The 25454-nt window shown below is 65.6% G+C and carries 22 protein-coding genes and 4 tRNA genes; 4 read left to right on the top strand and 22 right to left on the bottom strand.

Annotated elements, in window-relative coordinates; genetic code table 11:
* Window positions 1-8: 8 nt before the first annotated feature.
* Genes CAG46_RS19670 through CAG46_RS19660 form a run of 3 tightly spaced genes read right to left on the bottom strand, consistent with a single transcriptional unit; the run spans window position 9 to window position 2745 of the window.
* On the bottom strand, window positions 9-887 hold the full coding sequence (locus CAG46_RS19670; protein WP_025338257.1) for a rhomboid family intramembrane serine protease: 879 nt from the start codon (window positions 885-887) through the stop codon (window positions 9-11).
* Window positions 884-1855, bottom strand: coding sequence for a metallophosphoesterase (locus CAG46_RS19665; RefSeq protein WP_075044167.1), 972 nt, complete (start codon window positions 1853-1855; stop codon window positions 884-886). The genes CAG46_RS19670 and CAG46_RS19665 overlap by 4 nt, the downstream gene beginning before the upstream one ends.
* A complete protein-coding gene (locus CAG46_RS19660) occupies window positions 1855-2745 on the bottom strand; it encodes an NAD(+) kinase (protein ID WP_025338255.1) in 891 nt (296 codons plus the stop codon). Before CAG46_RS19660 ends, CAG46_RS19665 begins: the two co-directional genes overlap by 1 nt.
* Before the next feature lie 88 nt (window positions 2746-2833).
* On the opposite strand from CAG46_RS19660, the gene CAG46_RS19655 reads away from it, so the two are divergent.
* Window positions 2834-3766, top strand: coding sequence for a DUF1853 family protein (locus CAG46_RS19655; protein WP_085617131.1), 933 nt, complete (start codon window positions 2834-2836; stop codon window positions 3764-3766).
* Window positions 3767-3990: 224 nt separating this feature from the next.
* On the top strand, window positions 3991-4536 hold the full coding sequence (locus CAG46_RS19650; protein WP_085617129.1) for a cytochrome b: 546 nt from the start codon (window positions 3991-3993) through the stop codon (window positions 4534-4536).
* Here CAG46_RS19650 and CAG46_RS19645 read toward each other — a convergent pair.
* Window positions 4527-5417 (bottom strand): 1-aminocyclopropane-1-carboxylate deaminase/D-cysteine desulfhydrase, encoded by an 891-nt coding sequence (locus CAG46_RS19645; protein ID WP_085617127.1) that lies wholly within the window; start codon window positions 5415-5417, stop codon window positions 4527-4529. The genes CAG46_RS19650 and CAG46_RS19645 overlap by 10 nt on opposite strands.
* Before the next feature lie 135 nt (window positions 5418-5552).
* Window positions 5553-7589 (bottom strand): NADPH-dependent 2,4-dienoyl-CoA reductase, encoded by a 2037-nt coding sequence (locus CAG46_RS19640; protein ID WP_085617125.1) that lies wholly within the window; start codon window positions 7587-7589, stop codon window positions 5553-5555.
* A 191-nt stretch (window positions 7590-7780) separates the two neighbouring features.
* Between CAG46_RS19640 and CAG46_RS19635 the strand changes: the two genes are divergently transcribed.
* Both CAG46_RS19635 and CAG46_RS19630 read left to right on the top strand, forming a co-directional pair.
* Window positions 7781-8899: a nitrilase-related carbon-nitrogen hydrolase gene (locus CAG46_RS19635; protein WP_085617122.1), complete on the top strand. Its 1119-nt coding sequence runs from the start codon at window positions 7781-7783 to the stop codon at window positions 8897-8899.
* Window positions 8900-8903: 4 nt separating this feature from the next.
* Window positions 8904-9944: an AraC family transcriptional regulator gene (locus tag CAG46_RS19630; RefSeq protein WP_085617120.1), complete on the top strand. Its 1041-nt coding sequence runs from the start codon at window positions 8904-8906 to the stop codon at window positions 9942-9944.
* 349 nt (window positions 9945-10293) lie between these two features.
* On the opposite strand, the gene CAG46_RS19625 is transcribed toward CAG46_RS19630, so the two are convergent.
* From CAG46_RS19625 to CAG46_RS28780, 17 genes are all read right to left on the bottom strand, one after another.
* On the bottom strand, window positions 10294-11133 hold the full coding sequence (locus tag CAG46_RS19625; protein WP_085617118.1) for a DUF2242 domain-containing protein: 840 nt from the start codon (window positions 11131-11133) through the stop codon (window positions 10294-10296).
* Between the two features lie 200 nt (window positions 11134-11333).
* Window positions 11334-11410, bottom strand: a tRNA-Asp gene (locus tag CAG46_RS19620).
* Window positions 11411-11551: 141 nt separating this feature from the next.
* Window positions 11552-11628: transfer RNA gene (locus tag CAG46_RS19615), tRNA-Asp, on the bottom strand.
* Window positions 11629-11727: 99 nt separating this feature from the next.
* A tRNA-Asp gene (locus tag CAG46_RS19610) sits at window positions 11728-11804 on the bottom strand.
* Between the two features lie 66 nt (window positions 11805-11870).
* Window positions 11871-11946: transfer RNA gene (locus tag CAG46_RS19605), tRNA-Val, on the bottom strand.
* Between the two features lie 240 nt (window positions 11947-12186).
* Window positions 12187-12960, bottom strand: a complete 774-nt coding sequence (locus CAG46_RS19600) for an SDR family oxidoreductase (RefSeq protein ID WP_075044161.1) — start codon at window positions 12958-12960, stop codon at window positions 12187-12189.
* The gene (locus CAG46_RS19595; protein WP_025338247.1) at window positions 12957-14168 is read right to left on the bottom strand and encodes an O-succinylhomoserine sulfhydrylase; all 1212 of its coding nucleotides are present in this window, start codon (window positions 14166-14168) and stop codon (window positions 12957-12959) included. Before CAG46_RS19595 ends, CAG46_RS19600 begins: the two co-directional genes overlap by 4 nt.
* 16 nt (window positions 14169-14184) lie before the next feature.
* The gene (purF, locus tag CAG46_RS19590; protein WP_025338246.1) at window positions 14185-15690 is read right to left on the bottom strand and encodes an amidophosphoribosyltransferase; all 1506 of its coding nucleotides are present in this window, start codon (window positions 15688-15690) and stop codon (window positions 14185-14187) included.
* 42 nt (window positions 15691-15732) lie between these two features.
* The gene (locus CAG46_RS19585; RefSeq protein WP_013971612.1) at window positions 15733-16290 is read right to left on the bottom strand and encodes a CvpA family protein; all 558 of its coding nucleotides are present in this window, start codon (window positions 16288-16290) and stop codon (window positions 15733-15735) included.
* A 286-nt stretch (window positions 16291-16576) separates the two neighbouring features.
* Window positions 16577-17254 carry an SPOR domain-containing protein gene (locus CAG46_RS19580; RefSeq protein WP_085617116.1) on the bottom strand — a complete coding sequence of 226 codons (678 nt, stop codon included), beginning with the start codon at window positions 17252-17254 and terminating at the stop codon, window positions 16577-16579.
* Window positions 17238-18545: a bifunctional tetrahydrofolate synthase/dihydrofolate synthase gene (gene folC, locus CAG46_RS19575; RefSeq protein WP_085617114.1), complete on the bottom strand. Its 1308-nt coding sequence runs from the start codon at window positions 18543-18545 to the stop codon at window positions 17238-17240. Before folC ends, CAG46_RS19580 begins: the two co-directional genes overlap by 17 nt.
* The gene (gene accD, locus CAG46_RS19570) at window positions 18545-19438 is read right to left on the bottom strand and encodes an acetyl-CoA carboxylase, carboxyltransferase subunit beta (RefSeq protein ID WP_025338243.1); all 894 of its coding nucleotides are present in this window, start codon (window positions 19436-19438) and stop codon (window positions 18545-18547) included. Before accD ends, folC begins: the two co-directional genes overlap by 1 nt.
* Before the next feature lie 222 nt (window positions 19439-19660).
* Window positions 19661-20281: a phosphoribosylanthranilate isomerase gene (locus CAG46_RS19565; protein ID WP_085617112.1), complete on the bottom strand. Its 621-nt coding sequence runs from the start codon at window positions 20279-20281 to the stop codon at window positions 19661-19663.
* Between the two features lie 61 nt (window positions 20282-20342).
* Entirely contained in the window at window positions 20343-21209 is an 867-nt protein-coding gene (gene truA, locus CAG46_RS19560) for a tRNA pseudouridine(38-40) synthase TruA (RefSeq protein ID WP_085617110.1), read from the bottom strand.
* Between the two features lie 193 nt (window positions 21210-21402).
* A complete protein-coding gene (locus tag CAG46_RS19555) occupies window positions 21403-24126 on the bottom strand; it encodes a FimV/HubP family polar landmark protein (RefSeq protein ID WP_085617108.1) in 2724 nt (907 codons plus the stop codon).
* Window positions 24127-24197: 71 nt separating this feature from the next.
* The gene (locus tag CAG46_RS19550; protein WP_085617106.1) at window positions 24198-25202 is read right to left on the bottom strand and encodes an aspartate-semialdehyde dehydrogenase; all 1005 of its coding nucleotides are present in this window, start codon (window positions 25200-25202) and stop codon (window positions 24198-24200) included.
* A gap of 79 nt (window positions 25203-25281) precedes the next feature.
* Window positions 25282-25428 carry a hypothetical protein gene (locus tag CAG46_RS28780; RefSeq protein WP_158090800.1) on the bottom strand — a complete coding sequence of 49 codons (147 nt, stop codon included), beginning with the start codon at window positions 25426-25428 and terminating at the stop codon, window positions 25282-25284.
* Window positions 25429-25454 lie beyond the last annotated feature (26 nt).

Below are 25454 nucleotides of genomic sequence, written 5' to 3'. Positions count from 1 at the left end.
CTCCTGATTCAAGCCGACAGTTTACGCCGGGCCAGCGCCCCACCCAAGAGCCCGGTCAGGCATCCGATGAGCAGCCCGCCGACGTGGGCGGCGTTGGCGATCTGGCCAAGGCCCAGGGTGTCGATCACGCCGCTCAGGCACACCACCAGCCAGATCAGCATCATCACCAGCACGCCCTTGGGCAGGTTGAAGTAACGGTCGGGTGCCAGCCACTGGTACAGCCAGATGTGCCCGAGCAGGCCGTACAGCACGCCGGACAGGCCGCCGAACAGGCTCGGCCCGCTGCTGTAGTGCTGGGCCAGGTTGGACACCAGGCTGAACAGCAGGGTCAGGCCCAGCAGCGCCCACGGGCCCTGGCGCAATTCGATGCGTTTGCCCAGCTCCCAGTACCACAGGCTGTTCATGGCCAGGTGCAGCACGCCGAAATGCAGCAGCATGGGCGATACCAGGCGCCACCACTGGCCTTCGTCCAGGCTTTGCGCCAGCGGGCTGAAGTACAGGTAGTCGCCCTGGACGCGGAAATCGAGGAAGGTGAACCAGCTGATGGTGGTGAAGTTGTCGCCCAGGCCGGTGAGGCCGGCGACGATGAAGCACAGCAGCAGGGTCAGGGTGGTGATCTTGCAGGCGCGCGCCTGTTCCGCCAGGGAGGGCCCTTTCGCGGGCTCGCCCGCTCCCACAGGATCGGTGGTGGCTGGCAGGTCGGCGTTGCCGTCGGGGTAGCGCTGGTAGAGTTCGCGGACGTCTGCGGCCAGGGTGTCGGGGGCCCAGAGCACCTGGGCATCGCCCTCCTCGCTGACCCGGTGCGGCACCTGCAGGCGCTGCAGCAGGTGAACGAAGCCGCTGAGGTCGACCGACAGCGGCAGGCGCATCACTTCGATAATGTTCATTGGTTGGCCTGTGGGCGGTCGACATCGACCCAGACGAACTTGTGCGGGTCGATGCGGGTTTCATCATCCAGCCGGTAGGCGGCCAGCTTGCCGTAGAGCACGGCGCTGTAGTCCAGGCAGGCAAGGTTGGCGCGGATCGGCGCCGGGCGGCCGCTGCGCCAGTAATGGCCGACGAACAGCATGGGCTCGTCTTCGGCATAGCGCAGCAAGGCGTTCTTCTGGCTGTGACTGAGCGGGGTGCTGGCCACTTCCGCGGGCAGGGCGTCTGGCTGGAACACGATGTCGCCGTAGGTTTGCGGGTCTTCTTCCCAGAACTTGGTACGGAAGAAGGCACGGGTCAGGCCGTCGCCACCGGTGAGGGTCAGGCCGTCCGGCAGGCGCATGTCGGTGCCGCGCAGCAGACGGTTGCACACGGTGGCGGCAAAGCTGCCGCTCACCGCCGAAGCCTGGATGAAGTGCTCGTCGATGCGCCCGTCGGGGTACTGCTGGCGCAGCGGCTCGATCAGCCGCGGGTCCCAGCAGGCATGCACCAGGCGGAAGCGCCCGGCGTCGACGAACAGCGGCAATTCGTAGAACCAGTTGACGAAGTCGTGCCAGTCAGCGGGGTGATGGGCAAACTGGGTCAGGGTTTCGTCGATCAACCGGGCGTGGCGCGGCGTATGCTCGCGCACGAAGGCCTTGCCGCTGCCAGGCAGTGCCGGGGTAACCCAGCCCAGCGCGTTGTACTCGTGGTTGCCCATGATGCAGAACGCCTGGCCGGCCTCGACCATGTCGTGGACGATGTGCAGCGCCTCGCGAATGCGTGGCCCGCGGTCGACGATGTCGCCAAGGAACAGCGCCTGGCGCCGCGGGTGGCGCCACACGCCTGCCACTCGCTTGTAACCAAGGGCGTCGAGCAGGCGTTCAAGGGTCAGCGCACAACCGTGCACGTCACCGATGATGTCGAAACTACGCGCCGGATCGAGCATCAGTCGTCCCTGCTTCCCAAGCGGCTGCCCCAGCCTAGCTTGGTGCGGCAGACCTCGTAGTAGTTGTGGTCCAGCGGGTGGATCAGGCGCAGCTTCTGCGGTTTCTTGCTCACCGTGATGGTGTCGCCAGGGGCGCAGGTGAAGTGGTTCTGGCCGTCACAGGATACCTGCGGGTAGATCTGCAGGTCCTTGGACACCACGATCTTCAGCTCGCTGTTGCCGTCGACCACGATCGGCCGGCCCGACAGAGTGTGCGGGTACATTGGCACGATGACGATGGCGTCGAGCTTGGGGTGCATGATCGGGCCGCCGGCCGACAGCGCGTAGGCGGTGGAGCCGGTGGGGGTGGCGACGATCAGGCCGTCGGCCTTCTGGCTGCAGACGAACTGGCCATCGATGTAGATCTCGAATTCGATCATGCGCGTCGACTTGCCTGGGTGCAGCACCACGTCGTTCAGCGCATCACCCTGGCCGATGGCTTCGTTGTGGCGGCGTACCTCGGCCTGCAGCAGGAAGCGGTTTTCCACCAGGTAGTGGCCGTCGAGCACTTCGGCGACCTTCTCTTCCAGCTCGTCGGGGCGGATGTCGGTGAGGAAGCCCAGGTTGCCTCGGTTGATGCCCAGCACCGGAATGTTGTGCCGGGCCAGGGCGCGGGCGGCGCCCAGCAGGCTGCCGTCGCCGCCGACCACGATGACCAGGTCACAGACCTCGCCCAGCAGCTTGCGGGTAGAGGTTTGCAGGCCATGGCCGGGCAGCACTTCAGCGATGGTGTCCTCGAGGATCACGTGCAGGTGGCGCTCGAGGAGGAATTTTTTCAGTCGGCGAATGGTGTCGAGCACCTGCGAGCTGCCAAGGCGGCCGATGATACCGATATTGCGAAATTGCTCCATGGGGCTCCTGCGAGGCTCTGCGGCGGGTGACTATGCCGCGATTATGGGCGAAACCACCGGGTAGCGGCAAACCGGCTATGCTCGCAGGATGATGCCATTCGCCCTGCTCCACGACCTGCCCCGGCAGCTACGCCGCCCCAACGTGCGCGACCTGGCCTGGGCCCTGCTGTCGCCCCCGTTGCTCAGCGCCCCGCCCTGCCCCCAGCGCCACCCGCTGGCGGGCAGCCTGTGGGCGGACCAGCCACAGCGCCTGGCAGACTGGCTGCGGGCGCTGGATGACGATGACCGCCCATTGCGCAACTGGCTGGCGCAGCTGGGCAGCCGGCGCCTGGGGCACTACTACGAACGGCTGTGGCAATTCGCCCTGGGCCAGGCCCCGGGCATCGAACTGCTGGCGGCCAACCTGGCGATTCGCGACGGCGGGCGCACCCTGGGCGAGCTGGATGTGGTGCTGCGCGACCGCGACGGCGTGCACCACCTGGAACTGGCCATCAAGCTGTACCTGGGCCCGGAGCACCCCGGGCACGACCCCGCCGCCTGGCTGGGGCCGGGCTGCCATGACCGACTGGGAAGCAAACTGGCGCACCTGGCGCGACACCAGCTGCCCATGTCGACGGGGGCGCACAGCCGCGAGGTGCTGGCCCGGCTGGGGGTGGAGCAGGTGCAGGCGCATGTGTGGCTGGGTGGCTATCTGTTCTACCCGTGGCCTGGGCATGCGCAGCCACCACAGGGCGCCAACCCGCAGCACTTGCGCGGGCGCTGGCTGCGGCGGCGGGACTGGGTCATGGGCGAAGGTGAGCGATGGCAGCCGCTGCAACGGCATGCCTGGCTGGCGCCGGCGCGGGTCGAGGCGCAGGAGTGCTGGGCGGTGGAGCAGTTTGCGGCGTGGCTGCACGTGCTGGAGCGGCAGGCTCCGGCGCAGTTGCTGGTGAGGTTGGAGCAAGAGGCTGATGGCGCCTGGCAGGAGGCCGAGCGGGTATTTCTGGTGGCTGATGATTGGCCGCATCTGCCCGATGTCTGATGTTGTCTGGGCTGGCCCCTTCGCGGGTAAACCCGCTCCCACAGGTACTGCACAGGTCTCTGGCTCTGCGCTGTGCCTGTGGGAGCGGGTTCACCCGCGAAAGGGCCGGTGCAGACAACACAAATTTCACAGACCTGGCGCAAAGATTTGTTCCCCCGTAGCCATTACAGTACTTCCTGAGCGCCGGCAAGAGCGCCATTCCGACCTGATGACGAGGACCAATCATGGTTTCATTCACCCCCGCGACCCATTACGCGCGCCTGTCCATCGCCCTGCACTGGCTGATGCTGGTGCTGCTGGCCGCTGTCTATGCCCTTATCGAACTGCGTGGCCTGTTCCCCAAGGACAGCGTCGAACGCAACCTGATGAAGGACCTGCACTTCATGCTCGGGCTCAGTGTGTTCGTGCTGGTCTGGTTGCGCCTGGCCATCCGCCTGAGCCGCCCGACTCCACCCATCGTGCCCAAACCTGCGGCCTGGCAGACCGGCCTCGCGCACCTGATGCACCTGGCGTTGTACCTGCTGATGATCATCCTGCCGCTGGCCGGCTGGCTGATCCTCAGTGCCGCCGACAAACCAGTGCCGTTCTTCGGCCTGGAGCTGCCGCACCTGATCGGCCCGAACCCGGACCAGGCCAAGTTCATCAAAGGCTGGCATGAACGCATCGGCAGCTGGGGCTACTGGCTGATCGGCCTGCATGCTCTGGCCGGGCTGTATCACCACTATGTGCAGCGCGACAACACGCTGCTGCGCATGCTGCCCTACAAGTAACCGCGCCGGCCCTGCAGGCCGCCGGTGTGCACCACGATCAGGCGGGTGCCGGGCGCGAACAGCCCGGCCTCGACCTGCTCACGCAGGGCCAGCAGGGCCTTGCCGGTGTAGAGGGCTTCGAGCGGCACGCCGGTGTGCCGCTCGCAATCGGTGATGAACGCCAGCAGCTCAGCGTCGAATTTGCCGAAACCGCCACGGCAGGCGTCGTGCAGCTGGTAGCCATGCGCGCCGGCCAGTGTCGCTACCGCCTCCGGCACACCATGGTCCCTGGGTACCGCCAATGCGCCATGCACCACATGTGCGCCCGCTTCGGCCATTACCAGGCCGGCCAGGGTAGTCCCCGTTCCGGCAGCCAGCCACCAGGCGTCGTAGCCCGACCAGCCCAGTGCCGCGATTTGCGCGCGCGCCTGCTGCATGATCAGCGCGCAGCCCTGTGCACCGGCCAGCCCGCCGCCCCCTTCAGGGATGCAGTGCCAACCCGGGTAGCGTGCCTGCCAGGGTTCCCAGAAACCCGCTTGGTTTCGTGCGCGATAGCCGCCATAGCCCAGCCAATGCAGTTCCATGCCCAGCGCCTGCAGGTCACGCACGGTTGGCGTGTCCTGGGCGTGGCCACGCAGCAGGCCGGCGGTGGCGAAGCCGAAGCGCTTGCCGGCAGCGGCCAGGGCGTGCAGGTGGTTGGAATGGTTGCCGCCGAGGCTGATCAGGCCCGGGGCGTTGCTGGCGCTGGCCTGTTGCAGGTGGTGGCGTAGCTTGAACCATTTGTTGCCGCTGATCAGCGGGTCGATCAGGTCCAGGCGCAGGATGGCGGCTTCTACCTGGGCTTGTTGGAGCCAGGGCAGGATCAGGGGCTGGAGGGGGGCTTGGGGCAGGTCAAAGTGCATCGTGCGAGTTTACCAGTGATATCCCGGGGCTGCCTTGCAGCCCTTCGCGGGCTTGCCCGCTCCCACAGTCAGGAGTGCGCTATCCCTGTGGGAGCGGGCAAGCCCGCGAAGGGCCGCAAAGCGGCCCCGGCGATCTCAGAGCTCAGCCGCCAATCTCGATCCTTGGTTGATCGCCCGCTTGGCATCCAGCTCGGCCGCCACATCGGCCCCACCAATCAGGTGCACCGACTGCCCCGCCGCCACCAGCCCGTCCTGCAGTTCACGCAGCGGCTCCTGCCCGGCACAGATCACCACGTTGTCCACCGCCAGCACCTGCGGCTCGCCATCGGCCACGCGAATGTGCAGGCCGGCATCGTCGATACCCAGGTACTCGACGCTGTTGAGCATCTGCACCCGCTTGTTCTTCAACCCGGTACGGTGAATCCAGCCGGTGGTCTTGCCCAGTCCGTCACCCACCTTGGATTTCTTGCGCTGCAACAGGTACACCTGCCGCGCCGGGGCATGCGGCTCGGCCTTGATCCCGGCCACGCCACCGCGTGCCTGCAGATGGGTGTCGATGCCCCACTCCCTCCAGAACGCCTCACGGTCCAGGCTGGTAGCCACGCCCTGATGCACCAGGTACTCGGAAACGTCGAAACCGATGCCACCCGCACCAATCACCGCGACAGCCTTGCCCACCGGCTTGCGCTCGAGCAGCACGTCCAGGTAGCTGAGCACCTTGGCATGCTCGACACCGGGGATGGCCGGCGTGCGCGGGACGATGCCGGTGGCCAGGATGATCTCGTCGTAGCCACCGTCCACCAGGGCCTGCACATCGACCCGGGTGTTCAGGCGCAGGTCCACGCCCGTGCTTTTGACCTTGTTGCGGAAGTAACGCAGGGTTTCACGGAACTCTTCTTTCCCCGGCACCCGCTTGGCCACATTGAACTGCCCGCCGATCTCGCTGGCGCCATCGAACAGGGTTACCGCGTGGCCGCGCTCGGCCGCCACCGTGGCTGCCGCCAGGCCGGCCGGGCCAGCGCCGACCACGGCAATGCGCTTCACGGTGCGCACGGGCAGGTAGTTGAGCTCGGTCTCGTGGCAGGCACGCGGGTTGACCAGGCAACTGGTCAGCTTGCCGCCAAAGGTATGGTCCAGGCAGGCCTGGTTGCAGCCGATGCAGGTATTGATCTCGTCGCCGCGGCCGGCAGCGGCCTTGTTGACAAAGTCCGGGTCGGCCAGGAACGGCCGTGCCATCGAGACCATGTCGGCATCGCCCTCGGCCAGCACCGCCTCGGCCACCTCCGGAGTATTGATGCGGTTGGTGGTGATCAGCGGAATGTTCACCACGCCACGCAGCTTGGCGGTGACCTTGCTGAAGGCCGCACGCGGCACCTTGGTGGCAATGGTCGGGATACGCGCTTCGTGCCAGCCGATGCCGGTATTGATCAAGGTCGCGCCGGCCTGCTCGATGGCCTTGGCCAGCAGCTCGATTTCGTCCCAGGTGCTGCCGCCCTCGATGAGGTCGAGCATCGACAGGCGGAAGATGATGATGAAGTTCGGCCCGACCGCACCGCGCACCCGGCTGACGATCTCCACCGCCAGGCGCATGCGGTTTTCATAGCTGCCACCCCAGCGGTCGGTGCGGTGGTTGGTGTGGGCGGCGAGGAACTGGTTGATGAAGTAGCCTTCCGAACCCATGATCTCGACGCCGTCGTAACCGGCGCGCTGGGCCAGCACCGCGCAATTGACGAAGTCGGCGATCTGCTTCTCGATACCCGCCTCGTCCAGTTCCTTGGGCTTGAACGGGTTGATTGGCGCCTGGATCGCGCTGGGCGCCACCTGGCGCGGGCTGTAGGCGTAGCGCCCGGCATGCAGGATCTGCAGGCAGATCTTGCCGCCGGCAGCGTGTACCGCCTCGGTGACGATGCGGTGCTTGTCGGCCTCTTCCTCGGTGCTGAGCTTGGCCGCCCCGGAATACACCCCACCCTCATCGTTGGGCGCAATGCCGCCGGTGACCATCAGGCCGACGCCACCGCGGGCGCGCTCGGCAAAGTACGCCGCCATGCGCTCGAAGCCGCCCGGGCGCTCTTCGAGGCCGGTGTGCATCGAGCCCATCAGGGTGCGGTTGCGCAAGGTGGTGAAGCCCAGGTCCAGCGGGGCGAGCAGGTGCGGGTAGCGGTCGGCGGCCATGGAAAGGTCCCCAGGTGGCGTGATCACGGAATGCGGGTGCCGCACCGGCTGGCGGGCCCCGTCGTTTGTCTGCCTGCGACATTAAACAGCCGTTTGAACGGGCTCAATGATCGAAACTGACAAGTTATTGATCCTCGCGCACAGCACGACTACCCTAGGAAACTCTCGTTTCCAAGGCGCCGTCCTGCTTCATGCGAAAACTCCTGGCAAGCGCCCTGGCGCTGGTGATGATCGCCGCCCTCTGCGGCTACGGTTTCTGGACCCAGCAGCGCCCGGAAGGCCACTACCTGTCCGACCTGCGCATCGAACTGGCACTGAACCACGGCGTGCCGGGCGAGCACGGCAACCTGCTCGGCATCGAACCGCTGCTCTACCCGGGCGACTACCAGAACCTGCAACGCCTGCACCGCAAGCTCGCGGCCTACCTGGAGCAGGCACGTACCCAAGGGCTTGTCAGCCCGCGTACGGTGGTGGTGCTACCAGAGCACATCGGTACCTGGCTGTGGGCACGCGGAGAAAAGAACGAGCTGTACCAGGTCACGCAAAGCAGCGAAGCCCTGCAATGGCTGGAACTGAGCAACCCGCTGCGCTATGGCCTGGCCATGCTCCGTGCTGACGGGGACGACTGGCGCGCCGACGCGCACCTGCGCATGAAAGCCGAGCAGATGGCTGCGGACTACCAGCAACTGTTCGGTGGCCTGGCCAAGGAGTTCAACGTCACCCTGGTGGCCGGCTCCATCGTGCTGCCCGCCCCCTACGTGAAACAGGGTGTGCTGCATGCCGGCAGCGGCCCGCTGTTCAACAGCAGCGTGGTGTTCGCCGGTGACGGCTCGCTGCTGGGCCAACCGCAACGCCAGCAGTTCCCCGACAGCGAAATGCGCCGCTATGTACACGATGGCCGCCAGCACCCGCTGCAAGTATTGCAAACCCCTGCGGGGCGCCTGGGCGTGCTGGTGGGCAGTGACAGCTGGTACCCGGAAAACCACCAGCAACTGGCACGACAGGCGGTACAACTGATCGCCAACCCGGTATTCCTCAGCGGCAAGGGCAGCTGGCAAGCGCCCTGGCGCGGCAATCGCCACCAGGATGCCAGCGCCGGGCTGGCCTTGCAGCGCGGCGAAGTCAGCGAACAGGCGGCCTGGCAGCGCCTGACCGAAGCGGCCGGGGTCGGCGTCAGCAGCATGAGCGTGTTCATGCGTGGGCAGTTCTGGGAACAGGGCAGCGACGGCCAGGGCTTTGCCCACCAGGCGGGTGAATTGCTGGCGGGCAACCCCAGCCCTGGCGCCCGCCTGCTGAACCTGTGGTTGTAAGCCCATGGCCCGCCCCCGCGTGCGCCTGGGCGACCTGTCGGTTGGATTTGTCCAGCCGCTGACCGAGGCCCTGCGCGAACTGGGCCACGACCCCGAGCCGCTGCTGCGCCGCTATGGCCTGGATGCGGCGCGCCTGAGCGAAGCCGGTGCGCGCTTGTCGATCCCGCGCTACATGCACCTGGGGCACGCCGCCATCGAACTGTGCGGCGAGGCCGCGCTGGGCCTGCACATGGGGCGCCTGAGCCGCCTGGCGCATGCCGGCCTGGCCGGGGTCACCGCTGCCCAGGCACCGAACCTGGGCGAGGCGGCACGCACCCTGTTGCGCTTCGAGCCGCTGTACGCCGCCAACTACCGCGGCCACTCCAGTTTTCAGGAAGATGCCCAGGGCGCCTGGCTACGCTTCTACTCCATCAGCCCCTACAACGCCTACAACCGTTTCGTGGTCGATTCGCTACTCGCCGGCTGGCTCGCCCAGCTTGCCGACCTGGCCGGTACGGCGGTGCAGGCCGAACATATGGACATCGAGTTTGCCGCACCCGCCTATGCCGCGCGCTACCAGCAGCTGTGCAGCGCGCCCGTGCAGTTCGCGGCCGACGGCAACCAGCTGCGCCTGAGCCGCGCCACGCTGCAGCTGGCCAACCCCAGGCACTGCCCGAGCACCTGGCAGCACCTGCTGCAGCTGTGCGAGGCGGAAATGCTGCAGCGTACGCGGGTGCGCAGCCTGGGTGAGCGCATCACCCACCTGCTGGGCCCGTTGCTCAATGGTGGCCGTGAACCGGACCTGGAAGAAGTGGCGCTGCACCTGCAACTGCCGACCTGGACGTTGCGCCGCAAACTGGCCGAGGAAGGCACGCGCTTTCGCGACCTGCTCAGCGAAACACGGCGCGACCTTGCCGAAACCTACATCCGCGATACGGAGCTGGCCTTTGGCGAGATTGCCTATCTGCTGGGGTTTGCGTCGGCCGAGGCCTTCCAGCGCGCGTTCAAGCGCTGGACGGGCCTTACACCGGGGGAGTTTCGCCGCAGCCAGCGGCGGGCGGGCTAGAGCTCGGTAGCGTCGTCAGCCGGTTCCGGGGTGTCCAGTTCATAAGCCTGGAATTCGAGAAGTTCTTCCTGGTATTCGTCCATAGCCCTGCGTCCTCTCATCTCATGATCTTTATCGGTGTCGCCTTCAACCTAAGCAGGTGGAGTGAAGGAATGATGACAAGCTTATGAGTGGTAAACGTAGCAGGTGTTCAGGAAGTTATCGCGGTGCGTCTGTAACAGGGGATGGACTGCCTGCACCGGCCTCTTCGCGGGTAAACCCGCTCCCACAGGTACTGCGCAGATGTTGAGAACTGCGCAATACCTGTGGGAGCGGGTTTACCCGCGAAGAGGCCGGTACAGGCAAGCTATCAAAGGGCGGGGGAAGCGGTCTCGGCGGCCTCGGCAGGCTGGGCTTCCTGCTGCACCTCGATCGGTGCCGCCTCCGCCGGTGGGGCCACCGGTTGCGAGCCCTGGCTGTCATCCACCACCGGCGCGGCTACCGCCTCGCTGGCCGGGGCAACAGGGGCCGGGGCTGGCGCCGCTTCAACCAAAGGCGCCGCAACCGCGGCCGGTGCCACCGGCGCTGCCGCGGCCTGCTCCGGCAGCCCCAAGGCAGCCGCCGGCGCTTCGACCTTCGGCGCGGGCTCCTCGACCTTGGCCTTGCTCTCCTGTTTAGGCTTGGGCTTTGGCAGGTAGCTCTCCACCAGGGCGAAATAGCGGTCATAGAATTGCGCCGCCGTCACCGTCTCGCTGGCCACCTTGACCATCGAGTCGTCGCTGGAGCCGATCGGCATCGACACCGACCCCAGTACACCAACGCCCAGGCTGGCGGAGGTGTTGGACTTTTTCAGGGCGTAGCGGTCCTGCAGGGCATTGGCGAACATGGTCGAACGCTGCTCGTCGCTCACATCCGGCGCACAGGTGACGTTGAAGCTGATCTGCAGGTGGTTCTCGCTGTTCTGCTGGAAGCTCTTGTTGCCCACCACCTGGTTTGCGCCGCTGCTGGTGATGATGTAACCCTGGCTGAGCAAGGCGCGCCGGGCGGCCTCGCAGGAGCCGGCATCGCTCACCGGGAAGCTGCGCGAGAAGGTGCCCGAGTCATCGAAGTTCTCGTGCTCGTAGACGGCGGCTTTTTTCGAGGAACAACCGGTCACGCCCGCCAGCACCAGGGCCAGCCCGAGCGCACCAAAGACGGAAGATCTGGTCATTGCGAATTCCGGGTAAGTCAAGAAGGTGCCTATTGTGCAACACAGCAGGCAGGCACAGGAACCGCTGATCGGTGAAGAGTCTGTCAGGTTCGTGTAAATCTGGGTCAGGGGCGGCAATTGCCAGGCGTAAAAACGAAAAAAGCGACCCGAAGGTCGCTTTCTCGTGGCTTCGAGGCGTTCAAGGGGCCTCGAGGCGAAGATGGCGCAGCGGACGGGACTCGAACCCGCGACCCCCGGCGTGACAGGCCGGTATTCTAACCGACTGAACTACCGCTGCGTATCATTCAGGCTTGCGCCCGATTGAAACCTGGGTCTGCCCTTCCGGCGCGATGGCCTCAGGACAGGCACAAAAAAAGCGATAACGTGATCGCTTCTCTTGTGTTTGCTTCAAGGTGTTCAAGGGACCTTGAAACGAAGATGGCGCAGCGGACGGGACTCGAACCCGCGACCCCCGGCGTGACAGGCCGGTATTCTAACCGACTGAACTACCGCTGCGTATCGTTCAGGCTTTCGCCCGATTGAAACTGGGATCAGCCCAAGGCGTTTGCCTTGTGGCTTCAGACCGGTGCCAGGCACCCATCTGTTACTTAAAAATGGCGCAGCGGACGGGACTCGAACCCGCGACCCCCGGCGTGACAGGCCGGTATTCTAACCGACTGAACTACCGCTGCGCAGTGCGTTCCTCTCTGGCTATCGGCTTCTTGCGAAACCCGAAGCACCAGGAACATCTCAGGAAGTGGTGGGTGATGACGGGATCGAACCGCCGACCCTCTGCTTGTAAGGCAGATGCTCTCCCGGCTGAGCTAATCACCCTCGCGATGTTGCTTGTTGCGTTTGCTTCGCTGAGGCCGCGAAATTTACGCAGGTGGCGAAGCTAAGTCAATAGCCCCATTGAATTTTTTTCAGAAAAGAGCAAAAGCGGTGCGGTTGCCTGTGGCGGCCTCTTCGCGGGTAAACCCGCTCCCACAGGTACTGCACAGGCCTTGAGAACTGCGCAGTACCTGTGGGAGCGGGTTTACCCGCGAAGAGGCCGGTACAGGATATGCCAAAGGCTCAGGTGTAGATCATCTTGCGGGTCATGCCGCCATCGACCACGAACTCCTGGCCGGTGACGAACGCCGCTTGCCGAGACAACAGCCAGGCAACCATGGCCGCCACGTCTTCCACCGTCCCTACCCTGCCCGTCGGGTGCTGGGCATGGTCCGCCTCGGTCAACGGCTCGGCACGGCGCTGCGACGGGTCACGGGCATCGATCCAGCCCGGGCTCACCGCATTGACGCGGATCTCCGGGCCCAGGCTCATGGCCAGGGCATGGGTCAAGGCCACCAGGCCGCCCTTGCTCGCCGCGTAGGCCTCGGTATCGGGCTCGGACTGCCGCGCCCGGGTGGAGGTGAGGTTGACGATCGCCCCGTTGTGCGCACGCAGGTACGGCGCACAATGCTTGGCCAGCAACATCGGGCCGTTGAGGTTGACCGCCAGCACCCGGTTCCACTGCGCCAGGCTCAGGCTTTCGAGGGTCTGGTTGTGCGGATTGGCGATGGCCGCATTGCACACCAGCGCGTCCAGGCGGCCAAACTGCCCCAGCACCTCGGACACCCCGGCGCTGACCTGGGCCTCGTCGGCAACGTCCATGGTAATGAACCAGGCATTGTCACCCAGGGCCTTGGCCACCTTGGCGCCGCGCTGGCGGTCAAGGTCGCTGAGCACCACCTGCCAGCCTTCGCAGATCAACCAGGCGGCAATGCCCAGGCCGATGCCGCGCGCGGCACCGGTCACCAGGGCTACCCGGCCGTTATGGCCGGGCGTACCGCCGCGGATTTCGATCACAGTGCCGCCAACCCACGCGCCAGGTCGGCCTGCAGGTCGGCCACATCTTCCAGGCCCACGGCAACGCGGATCAGGCTGTCGCGGATGCCGGCGGCTTCACGTTCCTGCGGCGTCAGACGACCGTGGGAGGTGGTGGCCGGGTGGGCGATGGTGGTCTTGCTGTCACCCAGGTTGGTGGTGATGGAAATCACCCGGGTAGCGTCGATGAAGCGCCAGGCGCCCTCTTTGCCACCCTTGACCTCGAAGCTGACCACCGCACCGAAGCCACTCATCTGGCGCTTGGCCAGTTCGTGCTGCGGGTGGCTCGGCAGGCCGGCGTAATGCACCTTCTCCACGCCCTCCTGCTGCTCCAGCCACTCGGCCAGTACCTGGGCGCTTTCGCAGTGCGCACGCATGCGCAGGCGCAGGGTTTCCAGGCCCTTGGTGAAGATCCAGGCGTTGAACGGGCTGAGGGTGGGGCCTGCGGTACGCAGGAAGCCCACCACTTCTTTCATCTGCTCGGCACGGCCGGCAACCACGCCACCCATGCAGCGGCCCTGGCCGTCGATGAACTTGGTGGCCGAGTGGAACACGATGTCGGCACCCAGCTTCAGCGGCTGCTGCAGCGCCGGGGTGCTGAAGCAGTTGTCCACCACCAGCATGGCACCGTGGGCATGGGCGATTTCGCTGAGGGCGGTGATATCGACCAACTCGGCCAGCGGGTTGGACGGCGACTCGACGATCAGCAGCTTGGTATTGGCCTTGATGGCCTTTTCCCAGCCGGCGAGGTCGACCAGTGGCACGTAGTCCACCTGCACGCCAAAGCGCTTGAAGTACTTCTCGAACAGGCTGATGGTCGAGCCGAACACGCTCTGCGACACCAGCACATGGTCACCGGCACTGCACAGCGACATCACCACGGCGAGGATCGCCGCCATGCCGGTGGAGGTGCCCACGGCCTGCTCGGCGCCTTCCATGGCCGCCAGGCGCTCCTCGAAGGCACGCACCGACGGGTTGGTGTAGCGCGAATAGACGTTGCCCGGCGTTTCGCCGGCAAAGCGCGCGGCGGCATCGGCAGCCGTGCGGAACACATAGCTGGAGGTCAGGAACAGCGCTTCGCTGTGCTCGGCCTCCGGTGTACGGTTTTGACCGGCGCGCACCGCCAGGGTGTCGAAACCGACACCCTCGAGGTCACTGTCCAGTCGTCCGGCATCCCATTGATCCGTCATGCCGTCGCTCCCGAAATCAGTTGTTGTAGAGGTCGATGATCGCGCTGACCGCCTGGTTCTTGACCTTGGCCAGGTCGTTACGAGCCTGCTCGATACGGTCGAGGTAGGCTTCGTCGATATCGCCGGTGACGTACTCACCGTTGAATACCGCGCAATCGAAGTGGTCGATCTTGATCTTGCCGCCACCGACCGAGTCGATCAGGTCCGGCAGGTCCTGGTAGACCAGCCAGTCGGCGCCAATCAACTCGGCCACTTGTTCGGTGGTACGGTTGTGGGCGATCAGTTCGTGGACACTCGGCATGTCGATGCCGTAGACGTTGGGGTAGCGCACCGCAGGGGCTGCGGAGCAGAAGTAGACGTTCTTGGCGCCGGCTTCGCGGGCCATCTGGATGATCTGCTTGCAGGTGGTGCCGCGCACGATCGAGTCGTCCACCAGCATCACGTTCTTGCCGCGGAACTCCAGCTCGATGGCGTTGAGCTTCTGGCGTACCGATTTCTTGCGCGCAGCCTGGCCGGGCATGATGAAGGTACGGCCGATGTAGCGGTTCTTGACGAAACCTTCGCGGAACTTGACGCCCAGGCGGTTGGCCAGTTCCAGGGCCGCGGTGCGGCTGGTGTCCGGGATCGGGATGACCACGTCGATGTCGTGCTCGGGGCGCTCGCGCATGATCTTGTCGGCCAGTTTTTCACCCATGCGCAGACGGGCCTTGTACACCGACACGCCATCCATGATCGAGTCCGGGCGGGCCAGGTAGACATGCTCGAAGATGCACGGTTGCAGCTTCGGTGCTTCGGCGCACTGCTTGGTGTACAGCTGGCCTTCTTCGGTGATGTATACCGCTTCGCCCGGCGCCAGGTCGCGGATCAGGGTAAAGCCGAGCACGTCCAGGGCCACGCTTTCCGAGGCGATCATGTATTCCACGCCCTCGTCGGTGTGACGCTGGCCGAACACCACCGGGCGGATGCCGTTGGGGTCACGGAAGCCGACGATGCCGTAGCCGGTGATCATCGCTACCACGGCGTAACCGCCGACGCAGCGGCTATGCACGTGGGAAACCGCGGCGAACACGTCTTCTTCGGTCGGCTGCAGCTTGCCGCGCACCGCCAGCTCATGGGCGAACACGTTCAGCAGTACTTCCGAGTCGGAGTTGGTGTTGACGTGGCGCAGGTCGGACTCGTAGATCTCCTTGGCCAGCTGCTCGACGTTGGTCAGGTTGCCGTTGTGCGCCAGGGTGATGCCGTATGGCGAGTTGACGTAGAACGGCTGGGCCTCGGCCGAGGTCGAGCTGCCCGCAGTCGGGTAGCGCACGTGGCCGATGCCGATGTTGCCGACCAGGCGCTGCATGTGGCGCTGCTGGAACACGTCGCGCACCAGGCCATTATCCTTGCGCAGGAACAACCGGCCGTCATGGCTGGTCACGATACCGGCAGCGTCCTGGCCGCGGTGCTGGAGGACCGTAAGCGCGTCATACAGCGCCTGATTGACGTTCGACTTACCGACGATACCGACGATGCCACACATGCGACGCAACCCCTACTTTGACGAAACTTGAGTGAATAGCGCTCAGGGCTTTGCCGGCCCGAGCAACTGTTCCTTGAACGGAAGATCAGCTGGAGTGCCGATCAGCCCACTGGGTGTCCACTGGCCGGTAAAACCCAGGATCAGGTTTTTCGACCAGTCGGCGACCAAGAGAAATTGTGGTATCAGGCGTGATTCCTGCCACCAGGTGTCCTGTTGAACCGGCCCCAGGCTGATCAGCCCGATGGCCACCACCACCAGCAAGGCCCCGCGCGCGGCGCCGAAGGCCATGCCCAGGAAACGATCGGTACCGGACAGCCCGGTCACGCGGATCAGCTCGCCGATGAGGAAGTTGATCATGGCCCCCACCAGCAAGGTGGCGACGAAAAGAATGGCGCAGCCGGCGATGACGCGCATCGACGGCGTCTGGATGTAGCTTTCAAGATACACCGAGAGCGAACCGCCGAACATCCAGGCAACCGCACCGGCAATGATCCAGATGAGCAAGGACAAGGCTTCCTTGACGAAGCCGCGCTTGAGACTGATCAGTGTGGAGACGGCGATGATCGCGATGATCGCCCAATCAACCAAGGTAAATGCCACGGTGCTGCCTGCAGACGTTTGAGGCGGCGCATTTTAACAGAGCGGCGGGGGCTTGGGTAAGCGGAATGTCAGGTGATTAGCGCCACCCGGGCTTACGCGATCTTTGTGGGAGCGGCCTTGTGTCGCGAAAGGGCCGCAAAGCGGCCCCGGCGATTCGGGCTGTGTCGTTGAGATCCTGGGGCCGCTTCGCGCCCCTTTCGCGACACAAGGCCGCTCCCACATGGACCGCGCCGCTGCAAGACCTATACAGAACCCGCGAATGAGCGGCAAAGCCGACCCCGGGTTATCAGCTGCGCTCAGGCTGGAAGCGCACCACGAAGCCCTTGAGGCTGTTCTGGCGGTTGATGGCGTCGCGCACGCGCTCGGCCTCGGCCCGCTCGATCAGCGGCCCCACGTACACCCGGTTCATGCCACCCGCCGAGCGGATATAGGCGTTGTAACCCTGGCTACGCAAGGTTTGCTGCAGCTTTTCGGCCCCGGCACGGTTGGACAGGCTGGCCAACTGGATCGACCAGCTGACCGGCAGGCCATTGACGTCGATCTTCGATGGCGCCGCCGGCGCGGCCGGCTTGGCTGCCGGCTGAGGCTCGACCTTGGCCACAGGCGCCTGCGGCTTGACGGGCTGAGGCTGAGGCTGAGGCTGGGGCTGCACCTGCACCTGAGGCTGGGTCTGCGGTGACGGTGTAATCGGCTGGCTGGGCGCGCTCGCCGGCGCGGTGGACTCGTCCACCACCACCGGTGGCTGTTGCGGCTCCTGCGCAATGGCCTGCGGCTCCGGCACGGCGACCGGTTCCACCTTCACTTCCGGCAGGCTTGGCATGGCCGGCGCCTGCGGGGCCTCGACGCGCACCTGACGCATCTCGTCCTCGCGGGTGAACAGCATCGGCAGGAAAATCACCGCCAGCGCCACCAGCACCAACGCACCCACCATGCGCTGTTTCATCCCTTTATCCAGCACTGCCATCTACTCCACCCTCCTGGGCGTGCCGCTCCAGCCATTCCAGTGCCTGGGCAACACAGAAAAACGAACCGAACAGCAAGATCTGGTCATCCGCCGTTGCCTGCGCGCATTGCCCTTCAAGGGCAGCATCGACGCTGGCATAAGACTTCACCGCGGCGCCGACGTTCGTCAAGGCCGTGGCCAGCTCCGCAGCCGGGCGGCTGCGCGGGGTATCCAGTGGCGCCACTGCCCAGTCGTCGACCAGCCCCTGCAGCGGCGCGACAACACCGTCCAGGTCCTTGTCGGCGAGCAGGCCGAACACCGCCAGGCGGCGCCCCTTCAGCGGCCGGGCCGCCAGGCGCCGAGCCAGGTACTCCGCGGCATGCGGGTTGTGCCCGACATCCAGCAACAGCTCCACCGGCTTGCCCTGCCAGCTCAGCAGGCGACGGTCGAGGCGACCCGTGATGCGGGTATCCAGCAGCGCCTGGCGAATCTGCCCGGCGTCCCAGGGCAGGCCCATCAGCAGGTAGGCCTGCAGGGCCAGCGTGGCGTTTTCCATGGGCAGGTCGAGCAAAGGCAGGCCACGCAGCTCTACCTGCGCACCATCAGCCGCAGTACCCCGCCAGTTCCAGCTGCCATCGGCACTGGCCAGGTCGAAGTCACGACCACGCAGGAACAGCGGCGCAGCCAGTTCGGCGGCCTTGTCCAGCAGCGGCCGAGGCGGATCCAGGTCACCGCACAGTGCCGGCTTGCCCTGACGGAAGATGCCGGCCTTCTCGAAGGCCACCAGCTCGCGGGTATCACCCAGGTAATCGACATGGTCGACGCCGATGCTGGTCACCAGGGCCAGGTCGGCATCCACCACGTTCACGGTGTCCAGGCGACCACCAAGGCCCACTTCCAGTACCACGGCATCCAGCTGCGACTGGTAGAACAACCAGAACGCGGCCAGGGTGCCCATCTCGAAGTAGGTCAGGGAAATATCGCCTCGCGCCGCCTCGACGGCGGCGAAGGCTTCGCACAGGCGCTCATCGCCGGCCTCTTGGCCATCGATCAGCACCCGCTCGTTGTAACGCAACAGGTGCGGCGAGCTGTACACGCCGACCTTGAGCCCCTGGGCACGCAGCAGCGAGGCCACGAAGGCGCAGGTCGAGCCCTTGCCGTTGGTGCCGGTCACCGTCACCACGCGTGGCGCCAGCTTGCCCAGCGCCAGCCGGGCAAGCACCTTCTGCGAACGCTCCAGGCCCATGTCGATGGCCGAGGGGTGCAACTGCTCGAGGTAGGCGAGCCATTCGCCCAGGGATCGTTGTTTCATCACGCGACGGCAGCCGCCTCACGCGCTTGCTCCGGGGTTTCCTGGCCGGTCATCTGCGCCAGCAGGCGGGCCAGACGCGGGCGCAGCTCGCCACGGGAGATGATCAGGTCGATGGCGCCGTGCTCCAGCAGGAACTCGCTGCGCTGGAAGCCTTCCGGCAGCTTCTCGCGCACGGTCTGCTCGATCACGCGCGGGCCGGCGAAGCCGATCAGTGCCTTTGGCTCGCCGACGATCACGTCACCGAGCATGGCCAGGCTGGCGGAAACACCACCGTACACAGGGTCGGTCAGTACCGAGATGAACGGGATGCCTTCTTCGCGCAGGCGCGCCAGCACGGCCGAGGTCTTGGCCATCTGCATCAGCGAGATCAGCGCTTCCTGCATGCGTGCACCGCCCGAAGCGGAGAAGCAGACCATTGGGCAGCGGTGCTCCAGGGCATAGTTGGCCGCGCGCACGAAGCGCTCGCCGACGATGGCACCCATGGAACCGCCCATGAACGAGAACTCGAAGGCGCTGACCACGATCGGCATGCCCATCAGGGTGCCGCTCATGGAGATCAGGGCGTCCTTCTCGCCGGTCTGCTTCTGCGCGCCGGTCAGGCGGTCCTTGTACTTCTTGCCATCACGGAACTTCAGGCGGTCGACCGGCTCCAGGTCGGCGCCCAGTTCGGCACGGCCATCGGCGTCGAGGAAGATGTCGATACGCGCACGTGCGCCGATGCGCATGTGGTGGTTGCACTTGGGGCAGACATCCAGGGTCTTTTCCAGCTCCGGACGATACAGCACGGCCTCGCAGGCCGGGCACTTGTGCCACAGGCCTTCAGGCACCGAGCTCTTCTTCACCTCGGAACGCATGATCGAAGGGATCAGTTTGTCGACTAACCAGTTGCTCATGCTTTCTTTCTCCAGTATTGGCAGGCGTGGGCCGGTGTCGCCGGCCCTGCCCTGCCCTTGAGCTCAAAATCTCTTATGAAACGATGATGGACCGGCCGCCGGGACTTCCAGCGCGCCACCCCACCGCTAATGTGTTGTCTTGCCGCCACAGGCGCAGGCGGCTGCCCCGCAGGGCTGCGAAAGCTATGGACGATGGCGCGCAGCCAGCCGTCACATCTGCCATCACGCCTGTTTCACCGCACGCATGAATGCCTCGATCTTCGCCGCGTCCTTGATGCCCTTGGCTTGCTCCACGCCGCCACTGACATCCACCGCGTACGGCCGCACCTGGGCGATGGCCTGGCCGACATTGTCGGCAGACAACCCGCCCGCCAGGATGATCGGCTTGCTCAGGCGCGCCGGCACCAGCGACCAGTCGAACGCTTCACCGGTGCCTCCGGGTACGCCTGGCACATAGGTGTCCAGCAGAATGCCGCGGGCACCGGCGTAAAGCTGGCAGGCCGCCTCCAGGTCGTCGCCCGGGCGCACGCGCAGGGCCTTGATCCAGGGCCGGTGGTAGCCTTCGCAGTCCTGCGGGGTTTCATCGCCGTGGAACTGTAGCAGGTCCAGCGGAACCACTTCGAGGATCTCGTTCAGCTCGCAGCGCGAAGCGTTGACGAACAGCCCGACCGTGGTCACGAACGGCGGCAGCTCGGCGATGATCGCCCGCGCCTGGCGCACGTCCACGGCGCGCGGGCTCTTGGCATAGAAGACGAGGCCGATGGCATCGGCGCCCGCTTCGGCAGCGGCCAGTGCGTCTTCGATGCGGGTAATCCCGCAGATCTTGCTGCGAACAATGCTCATGGACAGCGAACCCTGCTTGTTACGGTGAAAGGCCGGATGTTAGCAAATGACTTTTCGCCCGTCAGTCTGCCAATGCCTCGTAGCCGGTCAAAAAGTGTGGGCCGATGTAACGCTTGGGCAGCGCGTATTCCTCGGGGTACTCCACCTGCACCAGGTAGAGCCCGTACGGGTGCGCCGTGACCCCGCCTTCGCGGCGGTTGCGCCCCTCCAGCACCTCACGTGCCCAGGTGACCGGGCGTTCTCCGGCACCAATGGTCATCAGTACACCGGCAATGTTACGCACCATGTGGTGCAGGAAGGCCGTGGCACGCACATCCAGCACGATCATCTGGCCATGGCGGGTGACGCGCAGGTGGTAGATGTGCTTGATCGGCGACTTGGCCTGGCACTGGCTGGCGCGGAAGGCACTGAAGTCATGGGTACCGAGCAGGTACTGCGCGGCTTCGGCCATGCGTTCGACATCCAGCGGGCGGTGGTTCCAGGTGACTTCCTCGGCCAGGTGCGCCGGGCGGATCGGGTCGTTGTAGATGACGTAGCGGTAACGCCGGGCGCAGGCCTTGAAGCGGGCATGGAAGTCGGCAGGCATCGGCCGCGACCAGACCACGCTGATGTCATGGGGCAGGTTGAAGTTGGTGCCCATGGTCCAGGCGCGCTCATCGCGTACGGCGCGGGTGTCGAAGTGCACGATCTGCCCGCAGCCATGCACGCCGGCGTCGGTGCGCCCGGCGCAGATTACCGAGATCGGCTCGTTGGCCACCTTGGACAGGGCCTGCTCCAGGGCCTGCTGGACACTGGGCACGCCACTGGCCTGGCGCTGCCAGCCACGATAGCGCGCGCCTTTGTATTCCACGCCCAGGGCGATGCGGGAGTAGCCTTCGGCCGCGGACTCGGCGGCGGCGGCGGCGGTGTCGATGATGTCCAAGAGCATGAAACCTGTGGGGTGTACGGAATGGCGGGGATTATAACGACAACGGCAGCCGTGTAGGGCTGCCGTTGAATATGCACTGCCTTTCAGGGCCTCTTCGCGGGTAAACCCGCTCCCACAGGGCCCGCACAGAATTCGGACCTGTGATGAACCTGTGGGAGCGGGTTTACCCGCGAAGAGGCCGGAGCAGGCAACCTCAGACCAGCCGGGAGAGCATGTCCTCGGCTTCCTGACGCTGGCTGTCGTCGCCATCCTTGACCACTTCATCGAGGATGTCGCGCGCGCCCTGGTTGTCGCCCATGTCGATATAGGCGCGGGCCAGGTCAAGCTTGGTGGCCACTTCGTCACTACCGGAGAAGAAGTCGAAGTCCAGGTCGTCCAGTGGCTCGGGCTCTGGCTGGGCAACTGCGTCTTCACTGGTGAAGTGCGGCTCCAGCGACGGCGATTCGAGGCTCTGCGACAGCTTGTCCAGCTCGGCGTTGACGTCGTTCAGCTCCGAGGCAAAGCTCTTGGCTGCCGGCGAATCGTCTTCCAGCGACAGCGAAAGATCGAAGTCGGACGGCAGGTCGAACTCGGAAAGCGGGTCGAACGCTGGCTCGCTGTCGAAGGCAGCCAGCTCGGCGGCGACATCCACCGGGGCTTCGTCGTCCGCAGCCGTGGCGGCCGGGACAACCGGTTCGCTGACGTCGAGGTCGAAGTCGGACAGGTCCACAGCGGGCTGTGTCTCGGCCTGGGCCAGCATGGCCTCGAACTCGGCGTCGGCGTCGGCCTGCAGCTCGGCATCCACGGCAAACGGCTCGTCTTCCGGCTGAGCCGTTTCCAGCACCGGCTCATCCAGTACCGGCTCGTCGACTCCAGGTTGTTGGGCCACCGATTCGTCCAGCAGCGGCGCCGCCAGCGGGTCTTGCTCAGGCAGGTCGTCACCCAGGCTCAGGTCGAAGGCACTGTCCAGGTCCTGTTCGTCCAGGCCCGGCGCATCGAGGGTCGGCACTTCATCGAAGGCATCCAGCTCAGCATCCAGATCAAGTTCGGACTCGAGCACTGCCTCAGGTTCCACCTGGGCAACGGCCTCTGGTTCAACCGCCACCTCTGGCTCGAACGCCGGCTCTTCCTCGGGTGCCACGTCGGCAACCACTGGCGTTTCAGGCTGATCCTGCAGCAGCTCCTGCACGTACTGCTCATCCATCTCGGCAGCCAGGGCCGCCGCGCCCAGGCCGGCAGCGGCCAGGCCGAGCATGGCCGGGTAGCGCTCCTTCAGCCCGGCAACGGCTGCACTGTTCGGCTCGCTGGCCGGCAGCTTGCGTTCCTGCTCGACGAACGCGCTCTGGTCACCCTGGCGGGCGTACACATCCATCAGTTTCAGGCGCAGGTCGTCACGCTGCGGCGCGGCGGCCACGGCAGGCTCCAGCAGGTCGGCAGCGCGGTTCAGGCGGCCTTCGGCCACGCATTGCTCGACCTCCGCCAGCAGCGCTGCGTGGGGGTCGGCTTGCGGTTCAGGTTGCGCTTCCACTGCGGGTGCCGATGTTTTTTCCGCGGCGGTGGCGGCGGCAGCCGAAGCGGCGACCACAGCCGGCGACAGGGTCACGCTCGGGGCCGAGACCTCGACGCCATCGAAGCTTGCGCTATCGCTGTCGAAGCCTGCGCCCTGCTCTTCTTCCAGCGCCCGCGCCATGCGCAGGTGCTTTTCAGCCTCCTGCTGGGCCTTGCGCTTGCGCGCCAGCAGCAACAGCAGAAGCAGCAGTACGAGGAAGGCACTACCGGCAATCAGCCCAAGCAGCAGCGGGTTGCCCATGATTTCGTCGACCATGCTGCCAGGCTGGCCGGCAGGTGCGGCCTCGGCGGCGTGAGCCGGCTTGGGTGCGGTATCGACGGCGGCAGGCGCAGGCTTGGCGACCGGTTGGGCCGGTGCCGCCGCACCCTGGGCTTCAAGGCGGGCCAGCTGGTTGTTCTTCAGCTCGATCAGACGCTGCAGCTTGTCCAGCTGGCTCTGCAGGTCGGCCATGCGGCTCTTGAGTTCTTCGTTGTCGCGACGGCTGGTGTCCAGGCTTTCCTGAGCCACCGCCAGCTTGTCGTTGAGGGCCTTGGCCTGGTCGGCACCGGCCTGGTTGCCCGGGCTGACCAGGCGCAGGTTGTCGCCCTGGGCGATACGCGCCGGCGCTGCCTCGGCGGCACCGCGACGGGTGGCGTCCAGCTGGCGGGCACGCGGGCCCAGGCGGCGGCCTTCACGCCAGGCGGCATACTGCTCGGCCACCTCAGCGGTCGCCTCGCCCTGCGCGATATTCTGGATCTGCTGCTGGTCGGGCAGGCGCAGCACCTGGCCAACCTTCAGCTGGTTGATGTTGTTGCCGATGAAGGCGTCCGGGTTCAGCGCCTGGATCGCGATCATGGTCTGCTGGATCGAACCACCCTGGGTGTTGCGCGCGGCAATCTGCCACAAGGTGTCGCGGCGTTGGGTGGTATAGCTGCCGGCAGCGGTCACCGCTGGCGCGACATTGCCTGCAGCCGGCTTTTCGCCCTGGGCCTTGGCCTGGTCGAGCAGCACGCTGTAGTCACGCAGCAGGCGGCCCTGCGGCCACATCACCTGGACCAGGAACTTTACCACCGGTTCAGGCAGCGGCTGGCTGGAGGTAACCCGCAGCACGCTCTTGCCGTTGGGGTTGATCACCGGCGTGAAGGTGAGGTCTTCGAGGTACGTCGGCAGCGCCACCCCGGCCTTGCTGAACTCTTCCGGCGGCGCCAGGCTCGGCGCCACTTCGGCGGCGGTGAGGTCGCGCACGTCGAGCAGCTCGATCTCGGCGTCCAGGGGCTGGTTCTGTGCCGACTTGAGGGTCAGCTCCCCCAGGCCCAGGGCATTCGCCATGCCCGACGACAGCGCCGATGCTGCAGCCATGGCCAGAACCAGTTTGCGAATTCGAAGCATGACCTCTTCCCTTGTATAAAGCGTCCTGAAACCTGCATGCGGAGCAGGACAATAGTGCTCGCCAGTATCTTTTACGGCATGTGTTTAATCAACAATTGCGCCACTTGCACGGCATTGAGCGCGGCGCCTTTGCGCACGTTGTCGGTGGTCAGCCAGAGGTTGAGTTGCTGGTCTTCATCAACACCGTGCCGTACACGACCAACATAGACCACGTCCTGGCCCACTGCGTCGCCTACCGGGGTCGGATAATCATCGCGCTCCACCAGTTCCACGTTGTCGGCCGCCTCGAGGGCTTGGTTGACCGCGTCCAGGTCTACCGGGCGACGGCTCTGCACCGCCACACTGAAGCTATCGCCGAAAAACACCGGGACTTGAACGCAGCTCACGGAAATCTTCAGTTCCGGCAGGCCCAGCAGCACGCGCAGCTCGCTGACCAGGCGGCGCTCCAGGGCCGTGTGGCCTTGCTCATCGGCGGCTCCGACCTGGGCCAGCATGTTGAACGCCACCTGGCGATCGAAGAAGCGCGGCTCCAGGGGGCGGGCATTGAGCAGCTCTGCGGTTTGCCGGGCGAGTTCGTTGACCGCTTCACGGCCTTGTGCGGACACCGCCAGCGCGGCCATTACCTGCACCCGCTCGATATCCAGCAGGCCTTTGAGCGGTGCCAGTGCAACGGCCAGGGCAACCGCGGCCGAGCACGGGCTGACGATGCGGGCGGGCAATGCCAGGCCGGCCAGGCGTTCGGCGTTGGCTTCTGGCACCAGGGCCAGGGCGTCGTCCAGGCCAGCGGACAGGTCGATGACCGTGCAGCCAGCCTGCAGCGCCTTGCTGGCAAAGCTGCGGCTGACGGCGGCGCCTGCGGCGAAGAAGGCCAGCTTGACCTGGGCGAAGTCGAAGCTGTCCACTTCACGCACCTTCAGCTTCTTGCCGGCGAACATCACGCTGCTGCCCGCCGATTCCATGCTGGCCAGCAGGTGCAGGGTGGCGACCGGGAAATCCAGCTCTTCGAGGATCTGCACCAGGGCTTCACCGACGCTGCCGGTGGCGCCGACGACGGCGATGTCCAAAGGGTTTGTCATGGAAGGGATCCTTTTGCTGAAAACGGCGGGGGGCGGCACTTTACTCGGATTGTAGAGTTTTGTCTGTGCTGGCCCAAACCTAGAGCTGCGCTGCGCTGCTCTTGCTCTTGCTCTTGCTCTTGCTCTTGCTCTTGCTCTTGCTCTTGCTCTTGCTCTTGCTCTTGATCTTGATCTTCGCGACTTCAGGAGGCCGAGCAGAGGTCTTGCGGAGGGAGGTGACGGGCATGGATGCCCGTCAAGCGCTGAGGCCCC

Origin of the sequence: Pseudomonas sp. B23(2017) (genome assembly GCF_002113725.1) — a bacterium.
Classification (GTDB): domain Bacteria; phylum Pseudomonadota; class Gammaproteobacteria; order Pseudomonadales; family Pseudomonadaceae; genus Aquipseudomonas; species Aquipseudomonas putida_Z.
Note: the sequence above shows the minus strand (reverse complement) of the source record. Positions and strands in the feature narration are given on the sequence as shown.